This is a genomic window from Pantoea sp. Tr-811 (genome assembly GCF_011752535.1).
GTDB lineage: Bacteria > Pseudomonadota > Gammaproteobacteria > Pseudomonadales > Pseudomonadaceae > Aquipseudomonas.
Map to the genome: position 1 here is coordinate 33,206 of NZ_VWXJ01000002.1, position 18,204 is coordinate 51,409.

15 protein-coding genes are annotated in these 18,204 nt (G+C 64.9%); 11 read left to right on the forward strand and 4 right to left on the reverse strand.

Annotated features, from left to right (window positions below):
* Positions 1 to 57 precede the first annotated feature (57 nt).
* Positions 58 to 1,395 carry an MATE family efflux transporter gene (locus tag F3J44_RS02745; RefSeq protein WP_167270539.1) on the forward strand — a complete coding sequence of 446 codons (1,338 nt, stop codon included), beginning with the start codon at positions 58 to 60 and terminating at the stop codon, positions 1,393 to 1,395.
* A gap of 116 nt (positions 1,396 to 1,511) precedes the next feature.
* Here F3J44_RS02745 and speA read toward each other — a convergent pair whose 3' ends face one another.
* The 4 genes from speA to F3J44_RS02765 all read right to left on the reverse strand — a co-directional run bounded on the left by speA (position 1,512) and on the right by F3J44_RS02765 (position 5,850).
* Positions 1,512 to 3,425, reverse strand: coding sequence for an arginine decarboxylase (gene speA / locus F3J44_RS02750; protein ID WP_167069408.1), 1,914 nt, complete (start codon positions 3,423 to 3,425; stop codon positions 1,512 to 1,514).
* A 152-nt stretch (positions 3,426 to 3,577) separates the two neighbouring features.
* Entirely contained in the window at positions 3,578 to 3,949 is a 372-nt protein-coding gene (locus tag F3J44_RS30190) for a translation initiation factor Sui1 (protein WP_167069406.1), read from the reverse strand.
* Between the two features lie 294 nt (positions 3,950 to 4,243).
* Entirely contained in the window at positions 4,244 to 4,780 is a 537-nt protein-coding gene (locus F3J44_RS02760; RefSeq protein ID WP_167270541.1) for an NUDIX hydrolase, read from the reverse strand.
* Positions 4,781 to 4,782: 2 nt separating this feature from the next.
* Positions 4,783 to 5,850 (reverse strand): DUF2333 family protein, encoded by a 1,068-nt coding sequence (locus tag F3J44_RS02765; RefSeq protein ID WP_167069401.1) that lies wholly within the window; start codon positions 5,848 to 5,850, stop codon positions 4,783 to 4,785.
* A 247-nt stretch (positions 5,851 to 6,097) separates the two neighbouring features.
* Between F3J44_RS02765 and F3J44_RS02770 the strand changes: the two genes are divergently transcribed.
* The 10 genes from F3J44_RS02770 to fis all read left to right on the forward strand — a co-directional run bounded on the left by F3J44_RS02770 (position 6,098) and on the right by fis (position 18,170).
* Positions 6,098 to 7,474, forward strand: a complete 1,377-nt coding sequence (locus F3J44_RS02770) for a diguanylate cyclase (protein WP_167270544.1) — start codon at positions 6,098 to 6,100, stop codon at positions 7,472 to 7,474.
* 214 nt (positions 7,475 to 7,688) lie between these two features.
* Complete coding sequence (locus F3J44_RS02775) at positions 7,689 to 9,650, forward strand: methyl-accepting chemotaxis protein (RefSeq protein WP_167069397.1); 1,962 nt, start codon at positions 7,689 to 7,691, stop codon at positions 9,648 to 9,650.
* A 217-nt stretch (positions 9,651 to 9,867) separates the two neighbouring features.
* Positions 9,868 to 11,637: a protein-disulfide reductase DsbD gene (locus tag F3J44_RS02780; protein ID WP_167270546.1), complete on the forward strand. Its 1,770-nt coding sequence runs from the start codon at positions 9,868 to 9,870 to the stop codon at positions 11,635 to 11,637.
* 178 nt (positions 11,638 to 11,815) lie between these two features.
* Positions 11,816 to 12,268, forward strand: coding sequence for a type II 3-dehydroquinate dehydratase (gene aroQ, locus F3J44_RS02785; RefSeq protein ID WP_167069393.1), 453 nt, complete (start codon positions 11,816 to 11,818; stop codon positions 12,266 to 12,268).
* A gap of 100 nt (positions 12,269 to 12,368) precedes the next feature.
* Positions 12,369 to 12,830, forward strand: a complete 462-nt coding sequence (accB, locus tag F3J44_RS02790; RefSeq protein WP_167270549.1) for an acetyl-CoA carboxylase biotin carboxyl carrier protein — start codon at positions 12,369 to 12,371, stop codon at positions 12,828 to 12,830.
* A 17-nt stretch (positions 12,831 to 12,847) separates the two neighbouring features.
* Complete coding sequence (gene accC / locus F3J44_RS02795) at positions 12,848 to 14,203, forward strand: acetyl-CoA carboxylase biotin carboxylase subunit (protein WP_079229861.1); 1,356 nt, start codon at positions 12,848 to 12,850, stop codon at positions 14,201 to 14,203.
* 208 nt (positions 14,204 to 14,411) lie between these two features.
* Positions 14,412 to 15,290, forward strand: coding sequence for a 50S ribosomal protein L11 methyltransferase (gene prmA, locus F3J44_RS02800; RefSeq protein WP_167069389.1), 879 nt, complete (start codon positions 14,412 to 14,414; stop codon positions 15,288 to 15,290).
* A 42-nt stretch (positions 15,291 to 15,332) separates the two neighbouring features.
* A complete protein-coding gene (locus F3J44_RS02805; RefSeq protein ID WP_167270551.1) occupies positions 15,333 to 16,664 on the forward strand; it encodes a DUF3426 domain-containing protein in 1,332 nt (443 codons plus the stop codon).
* Positions 16,665 to 16,839: 175 nt separating this feature from the next.
* Positions 16,840 to 17,853, forward strand: a complete 1,014-nt coding sequence (gene dusB / locus F3J44_RS02810; protein ID WP_167069385.1) for a tRNA dihydrouridine synthase DusB — start codon at positions 16,840 to 16,842, stop codon at positions 17,851 to 17,853.
* A complete protein-coding gene (gene fis / locus F3J44_RS02815; RefSeq protein WP_011535876.1) occupies positions 17,850 to 18,170 on the forward strand; it encodes a DNA-binding transcriptional regulator Fis in 321 nt (106 codons plus the stop codon). The genes dusB and fis overlap by 4 nt, the downstream gene beginning before the upstream one ends.
* Positions 18,171 to 18,204: the final 34 nt, after the last annotated feature.

Genomic DNA, 18,204 nt, shown 5'->3' on the forward strand with positions numbered 1-18,204 from the left:
AGGAGCGGGCTTGCCCCGCGAAGGGGCGCAAAGGGACCCTCAACCTCAGGAACCCCGATGTCTCAACTGTCCACCGACTGGCAACACCGCCCCACCCACCGCAAGGTCTGGGCACTGGCGGCGCCGATGATCCTCTCCAACATCTCGGTGCCGCTGGTGGCGCTGGTCGACAGCACCGTGATCGGCCACCTGCCCCACGCCCACCAACTCGGCGCGGTGGCCGTGGGCGCCACGCTGTTCACCTTCATGGTCGGCCTGATGGGTTTCCTGCGCATGGGCTCCACCGGTTTCGCCGCCCAGGCCGCCGGGCGCGCCGACGGTGCCGCCCTGCGCCAGGTGCTGGTGCAGGGGCTGCTGCTGGCGGTGGCCTTCGCGCTGTTGATCGGCGTGCTGGCGCTGCCCTTCAGCCAGTTGGCACTGCACGCGATGCAACCGAGCGCGGCGTTGCAGCAATCCACCCAGGACTTCTTCCACACCCGCCTGCTCGGCCTGCCGGCCGCGCTGGCCAGCTACGCCCTGGTGGGCTGGTTCCTCGGCACACAGAATGCCCGGGCGCCCTTGGCGATCCTGCTGACCACCAACCTGCTGAACATCGCCCTGAACCTGTGGTTCGTGCTGGGCCTGAACTGGGGCGTGCTGGGCTCGGCCCGGGCCTCGGTGATTGCCGAGTGGAGCGCCGCCCTGCTTGGGCTGGCCCTCACCCGCCCGGCCCTGCGTGCCTACCCCGGGCAGGTCGCCTGGGCTGCGCTGAAGCGCTGGCAGGCATGGCTGCCCTTGCTGGCGGTGAACCGCGACATCTTCCTGCGCAGCCTGGCGCTGCAGGTAGTGTTCTTGCTGATCACCGTGCAGGGCGCACGCCTGGGCGAAGCCACGGTGGCGGCCAACGCCCTGCTGCTCAATGGCCTGCTGCTGACCGCCTATGCCCTGGACGGCCTGGCGCATGCAGTGGAAGCATTGTGCGGGCATGCCATCGGCGCAGGCGACCGAACCACCTTGCGCCGCTCGCTGGTGGTGGCCTGCGGCTGGTCGTTGTTCACCAGCCTGGGCTTTGCCGGGATGTTCCTGCTGGGCGGGCACCTGTTCATCGACCTGCAGACCGATATCGCCAGCGTGCGCGCAGCGGCCTATCCGTACCTGCCGTACTTGGCGCTGCTGCCGTTGATTGCGGTCTGGAGCTACCTGCTCGACGGGCTGTTCATTGGTGCGACAAGGGCGCGGGAGATGCGCAACGCGATGCTGCTGTCGGTAGTGATCGCGCTGCCATTGGGGCTGCTGATGAGCGGGTTCGGCAACCATGGGTTGTGGTTGGCGTTCCTCGGGTTCATGGCGCTGCGGGCGGTGACCCTGGGGTGGGTGGGGTGGCGGTTGCAGCAGAGAGGGTTGTGGGTTGGGTGAATGAGCGCCGCGTATGTGGCGCATCGCGAGCTATGCTCGCTCCTACAGGGGCTTGAACGTATTGTTCGTAGGAGCGAGCAAAGCTCGCGATGCGCCGCACGAGCGGCGCGCTCCAGTCACGAAGACAGGTAAGAAGACCGCGTCAGCCCCAGGCGCAAGGCATCCAGGAACTGCGTACGCTCGCGCGCACTGATCTTGGCGCTGGCCACCTTGTCGCGGTAGTGAGTCATCAACTCCTCCGGCGACAAGTGCACATAGCGCAGCATGTCCTCGATGGTGTCGTGGGTTTCGATACCGGCGTGGTACACGCTGCCATCGGCGTTCTGGTAGATGTTCACCGAATCGGTGTCACCGAACAGGTTGTGCATGTCGCCAAGGATTTCCTGGTAGGCACCCACCAGGAACACGCCCAGCAGGTAGTCCTCACCCTCGTTCACCGCATGCACCGGCATGCTGGTTTCGATGCTCTGCTCGTCGACGTACTGGTTGATCTTGCCGTCGGAGTCGCAGGTCAGGTCCTGCAGCACCGCACGGCGCATCGGCTCCTCGTCCAGGCGGTGCAGCGGGATGATCGGCAGTACCTGGCCGATGGCCCAAGTGTCAGGCAGGCTCTGGAACACCGAGAAGTTGCAGATGTACTTGTCGGCCAGCTTGTCGTTGAGCTCGTCCAGCACCTGGCGGTGCGAACGCTGGCGGGCCTTCAGCGAATTGTGCATGCGTCGGCACACGGCGAAGTAGCACTGCTCGGCCAGGGCCTTCTCGGCCAGGCTGATCTTGCCATCGGCATACTGCGCCGCCACGTCGCCCAGGTAGTGGGTGGCGCGCCAGTAGGTTTCGGTCACCATCTCGATGTCGGTCGGGCCAAGCAGGTCGACCAGCCATTGCACGGTTTCCGGCAGGGCTTCCTTGTTCTCGATGGTTGGCACGTCGTCGTTGTGCTTCTCCACATCGGTGACCTGGATCACCAGCATGGCGTGGTGCGCCGTCAGCGAACGGCCGCTTTCCGAGAAGATGTGCGGGTGTGGCAGGCCCTGGGCGTCGCAGAACTCCTTGAGCATGCCCACCACCACGCCGGCATAGTCGTCCATGTCGTAGTTGATGGAACTGGCGTTGCGCGAGTGGGTGCCGTCGTAGTCCACGCCCAGGCCGCCGCCGACGTCGATGTGATCCACCGGCAGGCCCAGCGCACGCAGTTCACCGTAGTAGCGAATGGCTTCCTTGAAACCGTGCTGGTAGTCGGCCAGGTTGGCGATCTGCGAGCCCATGTGGAAGTGCAGCAGGCGAATGCCCTGGTCCAGGCCAGCATCGCGGAAGCGCTGCACCACCGAGATCAACTGGGCGGCAGACAAACCGAACTTGGACTTTTCACCGCCCGTGTCGGCCCACTTGCTCGATGCCAGCGACGACAGGCGCACGCGCAGGCCCACCTGCGGCTTGACCTTGAGCTCGGCAGCTTCTTCGATCACCAGGGCCACTTCCGACTCTTTCTCGATGACGATGAACACGTTGTGGCCAAGCTTCTGGCCCATCAGCGCCAGGCGAATGAACTCGCGGTCCTTGTAGCCATTGCAGACGATGGTGCCGCCCTTGGGCGCCAGCGCCAGCACCGCCAGCAGTTCCGGCTTGGAGCCGGCTTCCAGGCCAATGGAGACGTTCTGGGTGGCGATGATGTTTTCCACCACCGCTTCCTGCTGGTTGACCTTGATCGGGTACAGCGCGGTGTACTGGCTCTGGTATTCAAGCCGCGCGATGTTGGCGTCGAAAGCGCCGGTCAGCTGGCGTACGCGGTCTTGCAGGATGTCGGGGAAACGTACCAGCAATGGCAGCGACAGGCCGCTCTGGCGCAACTCGTCGACCTGCTCGTACAGGTCGATCGGCGCGCTGCCGGGGCCGTTGGGGCGCACTTCGACGCGCCCGGCTTCATTGATGGCGAAATAACCAGCGCCCCAATGGCGGATGCCGTAAACACTGCGGCTGTCGGCCACGGTCCATTGGCTACCATCGTCTTTGCGTGTGCGTCGTACGGACATTCAAGTCCCCTATAGATAAGTCGAAGACACTGCCCCGCAAGGAGGCGGGCGCAGTGTAAAAGCCGAAAATGACGATTCGTCCGTGCCCTGGGGTAGACCCTGGCCACGGAAACGAGTTTAGAAAGCGTTGGGCAAAAAATCGCGCAGGCGCATCAGCCGCCGGACTTTTTCGCCTTGAAGCCCTGTTTGGTCAGCTCACCGATCAGCAGCTCGACATGGTCGCCCTGGATTTCGATGACACCGTCCTTCAACGCGCCACCGGTTCCACAGCGGCGCTTGAGGGTGGTGGCCAGCTCCTTGAGCTGGTCGAGGGGCAACGGCACGCCGGTGACGGTAGTCACGGTCTTGCCGCCACGGCCTTTGCTTTCACGGCGTACACGGGCAATGCCATCGCCTTCGGGAATGACCTGCTGCTTGCAGGTGCAGGCATCCACCGGCTGGCCACAGTCGGGGCAATGCCGACCGGCATCGGTGGAATAAACGAGACCGCCCAGGGCGGAGAAGGAAGAAGCTTTCTTGGCCACTTTTGATCCTCTGTGCTGAGGACAAAAACTGGTCGAGCTCACACAGGGAGACCGACCGCGAAGCCCCACTCTGGCAGGGGCGGCGCTACTGCCGCAACGTCCCGCGACAGCCCGAAAAGGGCGCGCAGTGTAACGATAAATCAGGCTGTTGCTAAGTACAGGATTGCGGCATTTTGCGAATGATTTGCGACCCTTGGCCGGCAAGCCCGCCGCCACAGGGTTCATGCAGCCCCAACGGGCCCTCTGGCTGTAGGCGCGGGCTTGCCCCGCGCAAGGGCCGGCCCGGCCATGCCATTACTTCAAGCTGGCCTTGTAGCGCTGCAACGCCGCCAACGAATCCGGGCAATAGGGTTTGGTCTGGCTTTCCGTTTCGGCCTGCTCAAGGCTGACAAACCGCGCCTCCATCACCTCCTCCGGCTGCAAGCGCAGCGGCGCATCCGACACCGCCGAGTACACCGCGCACCACAAGTGGTTGTCTGGCTGGTCGAAGTAGAACCGCTCATGAAAGCGCAGTTGCACACCCTCGATGCCCAGCTCCTCGGCCAGCTCCCGCGCCGCCGAGTCGGCATAGCCTTCCCCGGCCGTCACCATGCCGCCTGCCGCCACATCCCAGTACCCCGGGTACAGCGCCTTGCTCAGGGTACGGCGGTGCACGCACAATTGCCCGGCAGTGTTGAACAGCAGGATGAACGTGCAACGGCCAATCAGGCCACGCTCACGCAGCTCGGCCCTGGGCAAGGCGCCCAGCAGCTGGTCGTGTTCGTCCACCCAGGCGACCAGTTCACGGTCGGAAGCCGCCCGGTGGGCGGCCTCGTCGGGGCTGATGGCCATGCTCAACCCTGCGACAGCAGCTGGCGCAGGTCGATCACCGCGGCGTTGGCGCGGGAAATGTAGTTGGCCATGACCAGCGAGTGGTTGGCCCACATGCCAAAGCCGCTGCCGTTGAGCACCATCGGGCTCCACAGCGGCTCCTGCGAGGCTTCCAGCTCACGGATGATCTGCCGCACGCTGACCGTGGCGTTCTTCTTCGCCAGCACATCGGCGAAGTCGACCTCGATGGCGCGCAGCAGGTGCGACAGTGCCCAGGCCTGGCCACGGGCCTCGTAGAACACGTTGTCGATCTGCATCCATGGGGTTTCGACCACTTCCTCATCCACCTGCGGCGCCTGGCCGGCAACCACCGACTCGGTCTTCAGGTTGGTGTTGAGCTTGACCCGGCCAACGCTGGCCGACAGGCGCTGGGACAGCGAGCCCAGGCGGGTGGCCACATCACCCAGCCAGTTGTTCAGGTTGTCGGCACGGGTGTAGAAGATCGCGCCCTTGTCGCCGGCGGCCAGGCGAGTCTGGTAGCGGCTCAGCGACTTGATGCCTTCCTCGAACTCCGACTCGCTCGACGGCAGGATCCAGCTTTTGTTGTCGAAGTTGAAACGCGGCTCGGCCTTGGCCAGGTCGGCGTCTTCGGTGGACTGCGACTGCGAGCGGGCGAAGTCCTTGCGCAGGGCGCGGGACAGGTCACGCACCTGCACCAGCACGCCGTATTCCCAGCTCGGCATGTTGTCCATCCACAGGCCCGGTGGGAAGCGGTCGTTGGAAATGTAGCCGCCCGGTTTGTCCAGCAGGGTGCTGGCCACGGTCTTGAGGGTTTCGATGGTGGTGTAGCCGACAACCATCTGCTGGCCATTGCGCTCGGCGGCGGCCTGGGCGTTCTGCTGCACCGGGAACAACGCCGGCTCTTCGCTCCAGTACCAGCCAAGGCCAATGCACACCAGCAGGTACAACCCGATCAGGGTTCCCAGGGCACGGCTCCACAGGCCGCTAAAGTAGCTACGGGCGGCAGCGCCGCGGCCATCGACACGCTCGCGGGGCTCGGCTTTGGCCTCGCGATTTTTCCAGTCCAGCATGGCTTTGTCCTTAATCAGTCACGACGGTTCAGGGGCTTGGACCACAGGCCAGGGCCAGGGTGCCACGGCTAGCCCGCGTCAAAGCACTATAAAGCAGACACCGCCTTACGCATAAGCGACCAATGAGTCAGTAACTGAATAATCGTTCACAAGCTTTTGTTGACCCGGGGCACGCACGCCATGAAAAAGCAGTGCTAGCATAGAGCCATCATTGAACCTGCATAGCCCACTAATAAGTAGCCAGGACATGACCCAAGCCGCGGAGCCGAGCCAGGAACGCCTCAAGCAGGAGTTCGAACAGCTGTTGCAGCGCCTGTCGCGCACACGCAGGCGCCGGGGCGATCCGCCGGGCTCGCAGGCACCGCCTGCGCGCAAGCCGGTGTACCTGCTGTTGCGCGACCACGAGCGCGCCGAGCGCCTGGCCCAGCAACTGGAGTTCTTTGGCCTGAACGCACAACCGCTGCCCAGTGGCGGCGCGCTGCTGGCCGCATTGGACGAGCAGTTGCCAGCAGCCATTGTCCTGGATGTCGACTTCGACGGCCCCGGTGGCGGCCTGCCGCTGGCCGCGCAGGTGCAACAGGGCCGCGAAACACCGATTGCGCTGTTGTTCTTCAGCCACCAGGAGGCCGACACGCCAACCCGCCTGGCCGCCGTGCGGGCCGGCAGCCAGGCCTTCCTTACCGGCACCCTCGAAGCCTCCAGCCTGCTGGAAAAACTCGAAAGCATCACCTGCACCGCGCAACAGGAACCGCTGCGTGTGCTGATTATCGACGACTCGCGCACCCAGGCCCTGCACACCGAGCGGGTACTGCGCGGTGCCGGCATGCTCACCCGCAGCCTCAACGACCCGATCTGCACCATGGCCGAGCTGGCCGACTTCCAGCCCGACCTGATCATTCTCGACCTGTACATGCCGGCCTGCTCGGGGCCGGAGCTGGCCAAGGTGATCCGCCACAACGACCGCTACGTCAGCGTGCCGATCATCTACCTGTCGGCCGAAGACGACCTGGACAAGCAGCTCGACGCCATGAGCGAAGGCGGCGACGACTTCCTGACCAAGCCGATCCGCTCGCGGCACCTGATCACCACCGTGCGCAACCGCGCCGCCCGTGCCCGTCACCTGAAAGCGCGCATGGTGCGTGACAGCCTGACCGGGCTGTACAACCACACCCATATCCTGCAACTGCTCGAAGACTGCAGCTTCCGCGCCCGCCGCGAAGGCCAGCCGCTGAGCTTTGCCATGCTCGATATCGACCATTTCAAGAAAATCAACGACCGCCACGGCCACCCCATGGGCGACCGGGTAATCAAGAGCCTGGCGCTGTTTCTCAAGCAGCGGCTGCGCAAGAGCGATTTCATTGGCCGCTACGGTGGCGAGGAGTTCGCCATCGTCATGCCCAACACGGCGGTGGAGTCGGCGCACAAAGTGCTGGACGAAATTCGCCGGCGCTTTGCCGAGATCCTGTACCCGGCGCAGGCGGGGGACTTGCAGTGCACCTTCAGCGCCGGCGTGGTGCAACTGGAGGAAGGGCTGGATGCGTTGAGCATGGCCAGTACGGCGGATGAGGCGCTGTACCGGGCCAAGCATGCCGGGCGTAATTGCGTGGTGCGCGTCGAGCCCTAGATTTTTGCTGCCTGGGCCGGCCCTTTCGCGGGGCGAGCCCGCTCCTACAAGGGCATGCAATCGCCTGTAGGAGCGGGCTTGCCCCGCGAATGGGCCAGTACAGGCACAGTGCCACTTTTTTATGGCGCCAGTCCCTTGTCGTCATCACCCGGTCACAAAACCGCAATAACTTCAGGCACCTACCTCTCCACTCCCCCGCAGGAAGTTCGCGGCTATGCGCCTGAAGTGGCTGACCAATTTCAACACGCTGTTGCTGGTGACCGTGTGCATCGCCCTGGGCGCAACCCTGTGGTGGTCGCAACGTGCCCTGGAGCGGCCCTATCAACTGATGGAACGCTACCTGGGCCTGTCGCAGCAATTCCAGAACCAGAGCGCGCGCAATGTGCGCGCCTACCTGGGCAGCGGCGACGCCCTGCGCCATGCGGCCGCCATCGAGGCCAATACCCAGCTCGAAGCGTCCCTGGCCGACTGGCCGGCTGAGCTTGCCGACCAGTTGCGCCCGAGCCTGGACACCCTGCAGGCCTTCACCGCCAACGAACTGCTCGCCGCCGGCAAGCTGGCGGGCGACCCGCAGGCCCTGCTGCAGCAAGCCGAGCGTGAGCTGGGCGCCAACCTTGAGCAACTGGCCGGCTATGCCCGCGACAGCGGCAGCAGCGAGGCCAACCGCTACCTGCTGCCGCTGTTCGACGCCAGCGTGCACCTGGGCCGGCTGTCGCTTGCCCGCGACAAACTGGTGAGCAGCGGCCGTGCGGAACTGGCCGATGAAGTGGAGCGCGAGCTGCAGTTGATTCGTACCCAGGCCCAGGCCATCGACGCCCTGCCACTGCTGGGCGTGACCCGCGCCGCCGAATCCAACGCCGATGACTTCGCCGCCATGATGGGCCTGCAAACCCAGGCCAGCGAGCAGCAGGAGGATGTCGCCGTCGGCCTCAAGCGCGAACTGCAGAGCCTGCTGGGCCGCTACCCCGCCGAGCTGCAGCGCACCCGCGAGCTGATCGAGCGGCGCACCGCCCTTGCCGCCAGCACCAACCAACGCCTGGCCGCGGTGCAACAGGCCATCGCCGGGCTGGAGCCAGCCGTGCGCAGCCAGCACGCGAAAATCGCCGGTGAAGTGCGCATCATCCAAGGGTTGATGATCGGCCTGATCCTGCTCATCGCCCTGCTGATCGACACCTTGCAGCGGCGCCTGGCACGCACCCTCACCGGCCTTGTCCCGGCCCTGTCGCGCTGGGCCGAAGGCGACTTCGCCGCGCCCATCGCCCTGGGCAAGACCAACCGCGAGCTGCGCGACATCCAGGAGTCGCTGAACCGCCTGCGCCAGTACTTGGTGGAGCTGGTCGGCACCATTCGCCACAACGCCGAACAGGTGGCCGGCAGCAGCCACGCCCTGGCCGGCATGAGCGCGGCCCTGCACGACGGCGCCGAACGCCAGGCCGGCGACACCGGGCAGATCCGCGATGCCTTGGGCGAGCTTGAGGCGACCATTCAGCAAGTGGCCGGTGACGCCAGTTCCGCCGCCGATGCCAGCCGCGATGCCGGCCGCGCGGTGGAGCAAGGGCAGACGGTGATCGGCCAGAGCCTGTCCGGGTTGCGCGCACTGGTCGACGAGGTACAGGGCAACGCGCGCATGATCGAACAGCTGGCCGAGGAGTCGGCCACCATCGGTGGCGTGCTGACGGTGATTCGCTCGATTGCCGAGCAAACCAACCTGCTGGCGCTCAACGCCGCCATCGAGGCCGCCCGCGCCGGTGAAATGGGCCGTGGCTTTGCCGTGGTGGCCGATGAGGTACGTTCGCTGGCCCAGCGCACCACCGGCGCCACCGGGGAGATCCAGGCGCTGATCGACCGCCTGCAACAGGCCGCCCGAGGGTCGGTGGCGGGCATGCGTGCGCAGCTTGAACACGCCGAGGCCACCGCCAACCAGGCCCAGGCCGCCGACGGCGCACTGGATGAAATCGTCAGCGCAATCCGCACCATTGCCGATACCGCGGTGCGCATTGCCGATGTCACCGCGCAGCAAAGCGGCGCGGTGAGCGAGATTCGCGACCACAGCGAACGAATTCACGAGCTGGGGGAAGACAACCTGCAGCGCATTGGTGAAGGACGCGAGCAAGGTGAACAGCTGCTGAGCCTGGGCAGTGAATTGAGCAAGGCCGTGCTGGCTTTCAGGGTTTAACCGCTCCTGGTAGGAGCGAGCGCAGCTCGCGATGGGGCGCGCAGCGGCCCCAGGGTTTCAGCTTCGCAGCCGATAATCCGGGGCTGCTTTGCAGCCCATCGCGAGCTGCGCTCGCGCCTACCGGGGCCACCGTCACCTGCGATCCCTGTGTCGCCCCCCCTTTCAACCACCGCCAACTCCGTTATCATGCCGGCACGTTCCACCTCGCGAGTCCGCCATGCGCCGCCTGTTTTTCCTGCTGTTCCTGCTGCTGGCCAGCCCTGCCTTCGCCTCGGGCCTGCTCGACAACCGCCCCAGCGCCACCCTCGGCGCCGCTTCGTTGGCCAACAACGCCGACTTCCTGCCGGTGCACGAAGCCTTCAAGCTCAACCTGATTCAAGCCGACGCCCAGACCATCAAGCTGCGCTTCGTCGCCACCGACGGCTACTACCTGTACCGCCATCGTTTGCACTTCCAAACCGAGCCCGCCGACATCACCCTCGGGCCGCCGAACATTCCCAAGGGCGAAGCCAAGCACGACGAATTCTTCGGTGACGTCGAGGTGTACCACGGCGTGCTCGACATCGAGATCCCCCGCACCGATGCCCGCGCCTTCACCCTGCAGGTGGGCTACCAGGGCTGCGCCGACAAGGGCCTGTGCTACCCACCGCAAACCGAACGGCTGAACATCGATGGCGAAGGCGCCGCGCAGCCGCCCGCCAGTGGCGAACCGGGTTGGAATTGGAAGTCGCTGTTGCTGTTCTTCCTCGCCGGGGTTGGCCTGACCTTCACCCCCTGCGTGCTGCCCATGCTGCCGATTCTTTCCGGCGTGGTGATGCGCGGCCAGGTGGGCGGCCTGCGGGGCCTGGCCCTGTCGCTGGCCTACGTGCTGCCAATGGCCGCCAGCTTTGCCGTGCTGGGGGCATTGATGGGCCTGTTCGGCGCCGGCCTGAACCTGCAGGCACGCCTGCAATCGGCCTGGGTGCTGGTGCCCTTCGCGCTGTTCTTCGTGGTGTTCGCCCTGGCCATGTTCGGCCTGTTCGAGCTCAAGCTGCCACAGGCCCTGAGCAACCGCCTGAACACCGTGGCCAACCACACCAAGGGTGGCTCGCTGCTCGGCGCAGCGGTGCTCGGCGTGCTCTCCAGCCTGCTGGTATCGCCCTGCGTCTCGGCGCCGCTGGCCGGAGCCTTGCTGTACATCAGCGCCAGCGGCGATGCCCTGGGTGGCGCGCTCAAGCTGTTCGCCCTGGGCCTGGGCATGGGCGCCCCACTGCTGCTGATCGCCACCGGTGGGGCCGCCTGGCTGCCCAAGAGCGGGCCTTGGCTCAATACCGTGAAAAATGCCATCGGCGTGCTGCTGCTGGGCTTGGCCATCGGCCTGCTCAGCCGCGTGCTGCCGGGGCCTGCGACCTTGCTGCTGGTGGGCTTGCTCGCCGCTGGCGTGGCGCTGTTCCTCGGCGCCTTGGAATTCGTGGTCAAAGCCCCGCGCCAGCGCCTGGCACAGCTGCTGGGCCTGGCCTTGCTGGTGTACGCGCTGGCCTGCTGGTACGGCGCCCTCAGCGGCCAGGGCGACCCACTGCGGCCGTTACCCCCCGCGCTGAACGCCGTCCCTGCCGCGGCTACCGCCAAGCAAGGTGCCTGGCGCACCCTGACCACCCCCGCCGCGCTGGATGCGGCCCTGGCCGAAGCCAAGGCCGCCGGCCAGCCGGTGCTGCTGGACTGGTATGCCGACTGGTGCATCAGCTGCAAGGTGATCGAACATGAAGTGCTCAATGCGCCCCAGGTGCAGCCACAACTGGCCGCCTTCACGCTACTGCGCTTGGACATCACCGAAAGCAGCGCCGAGCAACGCGCCCTGCTCGACCGCTACCGTCTGTTCGGCCCGCCTGCGCTGCTGTTCTTTGCAGCGAACGGCAGCGAAATGACCACCGATCGGGTGATTGGCGAAATAAACGCCGGCGAATTCGCGCAAATTCTGACACGCGTTCGCGGCAAACTCGGTCTATAACTTCCCGCGTGCCGGGAATTTTCTCCAAATGAGTGACCAAATTTAATTATTTGGTCACATACTTCGCGCGAACCTCGGACATCGTGCCGGCTATTGCCGGGAACTGGACACTTGCCGTCGCTTTGCGGCACACTCGCCGCGCTGTGTCGAATTGCCCTACAAATCCAAGGAATCGCAGATGGCAACCCTACTGGTGCTCCACGGCCCCAACCTGAACCTGCTCGGCACCCGGGAACCTGGCCACTACGGCGCCAAGACCCTGGCCCAGATCAACCAGGACCTGGAGCAGCGTGCCCGCGAAGCCGGCCACCATCTGCAGTACCTGCAGAGCAATGCCGAGTACGAGCTGATCGAGCGTATTCACGCTGCACGCAACGAGGGTGTGGACTTCATCCTGATCAATCCGGCTGCTTTCACCCACACAAGCGTCGCATTACGTGACGCATTGCTCGCGGTGAGCATCCCATTCATCGAAGTGCACTTGTCCAACGTGCACAAACGCGAACCGTTCCGCCACCACTCCTACTTTTCCGATGTTGCCGTAGGCGTGATCTGCGGCCTGGGCGCCAGCGGTTACCGCCTGGCCCTGGAGTCCGCGCTGGAACAACTGGCTGCCAACGCACAGCCCTGATAACGAAAACCCTGGCCTCAGTGGGCCGGGGTTACAGAGAAACGTTCAGATACGTTTTTAAATTTCGCCCCCTGACCGAACCTTTGGGAGTTGATGATTAATGGATATCCGTAAAGTCAAGAAACTGATCGAGCTGCTGGAAGAGTCTGGCATCGACGAACTGGAGATCAAGGAAGGCGAAGAGTCGGTCCGCATCAGCCGTCACAGCAAAACCCCGGCTGCCCAGCAGTTCTACGCACCCGCGCCAATGGCTGCCGCACCTGTAGCTGCCCCGGCCGCCGCCGCAGCCCCTGCCGCTGAAGCCGCCGCTGCCGCCCCAGCGCTCAAAGGCACCGTGATTCGCTCGCCGATGGTCGGTACCTTCTACCGCAAGCCTTCGCCGACCTCGCCGAACTTCGCTGAAGTGGGCCAGTCGGTGAAGAAAGGCGACACCCTGTGCATCGTCGAAGCCATGAAGATGATGAACCACATCGAAGCCGATGTCGGCGGCGTCATCGACGCCATCCTGGTGGAAGACGGTCAGCCGGTTGAGTTCGACCAGCCGCTGTTCACCATCGTTTGAATCGCGGAGAGCCAACGATGTCTGGGAAGCTCGAAAAAGTCCTGATCGCCAACCGCGGGGAAATTGCCCTGCGGATCCTGCGTGCCTGCAAAGAGCTGGGTATCAAGACCGTCGCCGTGCACTCCACCGCCGACCGTGAACTGATGCACCTGGGCCTGGCAGACGAGTCGGTCTGCATCGGCCCTGCATCGTCCAAGGATTCCTACCTGCACATCCCGGCGATCATCGCTGCCGCCGAAGTCACCGGCGCCACCGCGATCCACCCGGGTTACGGCTTCCTCGCGGAAAACGCCGATTTCGCCGAGCAGGTGGAAAAGTCCGGTTTCGCCTTCATCGGCCCGAAAGCCGACACCATTCGCCTGATGGGCGACAAGGTTTCGGCCAAGGACGCCATGATCAAGTCGGGCGTACCGACCGTGCCGGGCTCCGATGGCCCGCTGCCGGAAGACGAAGAGGTCGCCCTGGCGATCGCCCGTGACGTCGGCTACCCGGTGATCATCAAGGCCGCCGGTGGCGGTGGTGGTCGCGGCATGCGCGTGGTGCACAAGGAAGAGGACCTGATCGCCTCGGCCAAGCTCACCCGTACCGAAGCGGGTGCTGCCTTCGGCAACCCGATGGTCTACCTGGAGAAGTTCCTGACCAACCCACGTCACGTGGAAGTTCAGGTACTGTCCGACGGCCAGGGCAACGCCATCCACCTGGGCGACCGCGACTGCTCGCTGCAGCGCCGTCACCAGAAAGTGCTGGAAGAAGCACCGGCTCCGGGCATCGACGAGAAGGCCCGCCAGGAAGTCTTCAAGCGTTGCGTCGACGCCTGCGTCGAAATCGGCTACCGCGGTGCCGGCACCTTCGAGTTCCTGTACGAGAACGGCCGTTTCTACTTCATCGAGATGAACACCCGCGTGCAGGTTGAGCACCCGGTGTCGGAGATGGTCACCGGTATCGACATCGTCAAGGAGATGCTGAGCATCGCCGCTGGCAACAAGCTGTCGTTCCGCCAGGAAGACGTGGTCATTCGTGGCCACTCGCTGGAGTGCCGGATCAACGCCGAAGACCCGAAGAAGTTCATTCCGAGCCCAGGCAAGGTCAAGCACTTCCACGCCCCGGGCGGCAACGGCGTGCGCGTCGATTCGCACCTGTACAGCGGCTACTCGGTTCCGCCGAACTACGACTCGCTGATCGGCAAGCTGATCACCTACGGCAAGGACCGCGACGAAGCCATGGCGCGCATGCGCAATGCCCTGGACGAGATCGTCGTCGACGGCATCAAGACCAACATCCCGCTGCACCGCGACCTGGTGCGTGATGAAGGCTTCTGCAAAGGCGGCGTGAACATCCACTACCTCGAGCACAAACTGGCCAACCAGGAGTGATCGCGTTAGCGTGATGCACCAAAACCCCGGCCCTGTGCCGGGGTTTTTCATTCAGCCCTGCACCATTCCTGGTAGGAGCGAGCGCAGCTCGCGATGCAGGCGGCGCGGCCCGCCGCCACACCTCTACAAACCCCTCGCACTCGCGTAAACTCCCAGCCTTCGCGCAGCCTCGGGCTGCCCTCTGTCAGATTTACCAAAGGTGCCCGCCATGCCTTGGCTGCAAGTACGCCTGGCCATCAGCCCGGAACAAGCCGAAACCTACGAAGACGCCCTGCTCGAAGTCGGCGCCGTATCGGTCACGTTCATGGATGCTGAAGACCAGCCGATCTTCGAACCCGACCTCAACACCACCCCGCTGTGGTCGCACACCCACCTGCTGGCCCTGTTCGAAGCCGATGCCGTGCCCGAGGCGGTATTCGCCCACCTGCAACTGCTGACCGGCGCCGAACTGCCCGAGCACCAGGCCGAAGTGATCGAGGACCAGGACTGGGAACGCAGCTGGATGGACGGTTTCCAGCCAATGCGCTTTGGCCAGCGCCTGTGGATCGTACCCAGCTGGCACGACGCCCCGGAAAAGGACGCGGTCAACCTGCTGCTCGACCCAGGCCTGGCCTTCGGCACCGGCACCCACCCAACCACCGCGCTGTGCCTGGAATGGCTCGATGGCCAGCAACTGCAAGGCACCCAGGTGCTGGACTTCGGTTGCGGCTCGGGCATCCTCGCCATCGCAGCGCTGCTGCTGGGCGCCCGTGAAGCGGTCGGGACCGACATCGACGTGCAGGCCATCGAAGCCTCCCGCGACAACGCCCAGCGCAACGGCATCGCCGACGAAAAGCTGGCCCTGTACCTGCCCGAGCACATGCCGGCGATGCAGGCCGATGTGCTGGTCGCCAACATCCTCGCCGGCCCCTTGGTCGCCCTGGCGCCACAGCTGTCCGGCCTGGTTCGCCCGGGTGGCCTGCTGGCCCTGTCGGGCATCCTTGCCGAACAGGGTGAAGAAGTGGCCGCCGCCTATGCTGCCGACTTCGCGCTGGACCCGATCGTCGTGCGCGACGGCTGGGTGCGCATCAGTGGTCGGCGCCGCTAAGCGGGCCTAGAATAGTTCTCTGCACAGCTCCCGGATCGCCGCATGACCGACAGTTTCGTCACCCAGTGCCCGCATTGCCAGACCAGCTTTCGCGTCACCCATCACCAGTTGAGCGTGGCACGCGGGGTTGTGCGCTGCGGCCACTGCCTGCAGGTGTTCAATGCGGCCAAGCAGTTGCTGGAACAGAACCGCGCCAACGCCGGCGCGGTGCCAGCACCGCCCGTACCGACACCCGCACCCGCGCCGGTGGTAGAACCCGTGGCAGCGCCGGAACCTGTGGTGCGCGAACCTGCGCCAGTGCCAAATGCTGACTGGACCACCCCCCAGGCCTGGGACGAGCTGGACCTGGACCAGGAACTGGCCCGCCTGGAACGCCGCGGCCAACCTGCCGAACAGCGCCCGAATGCCGGCACCGATGCCCTGCAGGCCCGGCGTGACGAGCCGGTGGCCGACGAGCACGACCACGAACCGTTCGGCACCGCCACCGATGAAGCCCATGCACCACACCCGGCCGATGAACCGGCCCCGGTGCTGCTCGACGAACAGCCACTGGGCGCCGAGCCCGGTGACCGTACCGAGCCCACGCTCGGTGCCAGCCTCGACCTCGACGACGAGCCACCCGTGCAACAGGCGGCCGAGCCAGAGCCCGAACCCGTGGCGCGATTCGGCGCCATCGATGAGGACATCATCCACGAAAAAGGCCTCAGCGCCCGAGATGACGACGACACCGGCCTGCACCTGTCGGCGCGTGACGACGACCCGGACGAGCCGATGCCTGGCGAGCGCCTGGAGCCAGGCCTCTCGACCCGGCCCGAGCGCCCTTCGCGCAAGGAGCCGCTGGTCGACGTCGTGGACGACCCGTTGCAACTGGGCTGGGAGAAGCCCCGGCCGAACTGGGGCAAGCGCCTGCTGTGGGGCTTGCTGAGCCTGCTCGCCGCTGGCCTGCTGGCCTTCCAGTACGTGTGGTTCCACTTCGACGAGATGGCCCGCCAGGACCAGTACCGGCCAATCTTCCTGCAACTGTGCCCGATGCTCGGCTGCGAAGTACCGACCCGTGTCGATATCGGCCGGATCAAGAGCAGCAACCTGGTGGTGCGCAGCCACCCGGACTTCAAGGGTGCGCTGATCGTCGATGCGATCATCTACAACCGCGCACCGTTCGCCCAGCCGTTCCCGCTGCTGGAGCTGCGCTTTGCCGACCTCAATGGCCAGCTGATCGCCAGCCGCCGCTTCAAGCCCAGCGAATACCTGTCGGGTGAGCTGGCCGGGCGCGGCGAAATGCCCAGCCAGACGCCGATCCATATCGCCCTGGACATCCTCGACCCGGGCCCCAAGGCCGTGAACTACAGCCTCAGCTTCCGCTCCCCGGAGTGACCCCTGTGCAATGGCGCCGAGTTTTCGGCGCCAACCAGCCGTCGCGAACCCTTGGGCATAAGGCCGCAACTGTTCAGAATTTATCCAAATCCTTCTTTATCCGGTCACCGAGAGCGGGTATCATGCCAACCCTTTTTCGAACTCCAATGATTCGGCCCCACAACAGGGAACACCTATGTCGGCGGTACGCATCGGCCCATACACACTACGCAACAACCTGATCCTGGCGCCCATGGCCGGAGTCACGGACCAGCCTTTCCGAACGCTCTGCAAGCGCCTGGGCGCCGGCATGGTGGTGTCGGAAATGGTCAGCAGCGACATGAGCCTGTGGAACAGCCGCAAGTCCAGCCTGCGCCGCATCCATGAAGGCGATCCCGAGCCACGCTCGGTACAGATCGCCGGGGGTGATGCGCAGATGATGGCAGCCGCGGCCCGGGCCAACGTCGAGGCGGGTGCCCAGATCATCGACATCAACATGGGCTGCCCGGCAAAAAAAGTCTGCAACAAGGCGGCTGGCTCTGCTTTATTGAGAGATGAAGCCTTGGTCGCCGAAATCCTCCATGCCGTGGTCGGCGCGGTGGACGTGCCGGTGACCCTGAAGATCCGCACCGGCTGGGACCGGGCGAACAAGAATGGCCTGAACGTGGCGAAAATCGCCGAACAGGCCGGCATTCAGGCGCTGGCGGTACATGGCCGGACACGCGCCGACCTGTACACAGGTGACGCCGAGTACGACACCATCGCTGCCATCAAGCAGGCGGTGTCGATTCCGGTGTTCGCCAATGGCGACATCACCTCGCCAGAGAAGGCCCGGGCGGTCCTGGATGCCACCGGGGTCGACGGCCTGCTGATTGGCCGGGCTGCCCAGGGGCGGCCATGGATCTTTCGCGAGATCGAACATTTTTTGGGGACTGGCCAGCATTTGCCGGCCCCGCAGTTGGACGAAGTGGAACGCATCCTGCTGGAGCACCTGGCCGCGCTGCATGCCTTCTATGGCGATGTGATGGGCGTGCGAATCGCCCGCAAGCACGTGGGCTGGTACCTGGCAACACGACCCGGCGGCAAGGAGTTCCGCTCCCGGTTCAACGCTTTGGAAGACACACAAGCGCAGTGCGCCAACGTTCGTGCGTATTTCAGCGAACGTCGACAGAGCCTTGAGACAGAGGACGGACAGGGGGTGGCCGCATGACGATGATGACAGAGACATTAGTGAGTGGAACAACGCCCGTGAGCGACAACGCCAACCTCAAACAGCACCTCAACACGCCAAGCGAAGAGGGCCAGACCCTTCGCGACAGCGTCGAGAAGGCGCTGCACAACTACTTCGCACACCTGGAAGGCGCTACCGTCACCGACGTGTACAACCTGGTGCTCTCCGAAGTCGAGGCGCCCCTGCTCGAATGCGTGATGAACTACGTGAAGGGCAACCAGACCAAGGCCAGCGAGATGCTCGGGCTCAACCGTGGCACCCTGCGCAAGAAGCTCAAGCAGTACGACCTGTTGTAAGCCAGAATCCCAATCAGAAAAGGCGGCCTCTGCG

Bases quoted from the DNA above. Each gene is read 5' to 3' on its own strand.
- F3J44_RS02765 (WP_167069401.1), bottom strand. From the start codon at position 5,850: ATGCTGGACTGGAAAAATCGCGAGGCCAAAGCCGAGCCCCGCGAGCGT.
- F3J44_RS02780 (WP_167270546.1), top strand. From the start codon at position 9,868: ATGCGCCGCCTGTTTTTCCTGCTGTTCCTGCTGCTGGCCAGCCCTGCC.
- prmA (WP_167069389.1), top strand. From the start codon at position 14,412: ATGCCTTGGCTGCAAGTACGCCTGGCCATCAGCCCGGAACAAGCCGAA.
- fis (WP_011535876.1), top strand. From the start codon at position 17,850: ATGACGATGATGACAGAGACATTAGTGAGTGGAACAACGCCCGTGAGC.
- F3J44_RS02760 (WP_167270541.1), bottom strand. From the start codon at position 4,780: ATGGCCATCAGCCCCGACGAGGCCGCCCACCGGGCGGCTTCCGACCGT.
- aroQ (WP_167069393.1), top strand. From the start codon at position 11,816: ATGGCAACCCTACTGGTGCTCCACGGCCCCAACCTGAACCTGCTCGGC.
- F3J44_RS02775 (WP_167069397.1), top strand. From the start codon at position 7,689: ATGCGCCTGAAGTGGCTGACCAATTTCAACACGCTGTTGCTGGTGACC.
- F3J44_RS02745 (WP_167270539.1), top strand. From the start codon at position 58: ATGTCTCAACTGTCCACCGACTGGCAACACCGCCCCACCCACCGCAAG.
- accC (WP_079229861.1), top strand. From the start codon at position 12,848: ATGTCTGGGAAGCTCGAAAAAGTCCTGATCGCCAACCGCGGGGAAATT.
- speA (WP_167069408.1), bottom strand. From the start codon at position 3,425: ATGTCCGTACGACGCACACGCAAAGACGATGGTAGCCAATGGACCGTG.
- accB (WP_167270549.1), top strand. From the start codon at position 12,369: ATGGATATCCGTAAAGTCAAGAAACTGATCGAGCTGCTGGAAGAGTCT.
- F3J44_RS02805 (WP_167270551.1), top strand. From the start codon at position 15,333: ATGACCGACAGTTTCGTCACCCAGTGCCCGCATTGCCAGACCAGCTTT.
- dusB (WP_167069385.1), top strand. From the start codon at position 16,840: ATGTCGGCGGTACGCATCGGCCCATACACACTACGCAACAACCTGATC.
- F3J44_RS02770 (WP_167270544.1), top strand. From the start codon at position 6,098: ATGACCCAAGCCGCGGAGCCGAGCCAGGAACGCCTCAAGCAGGAGTTC.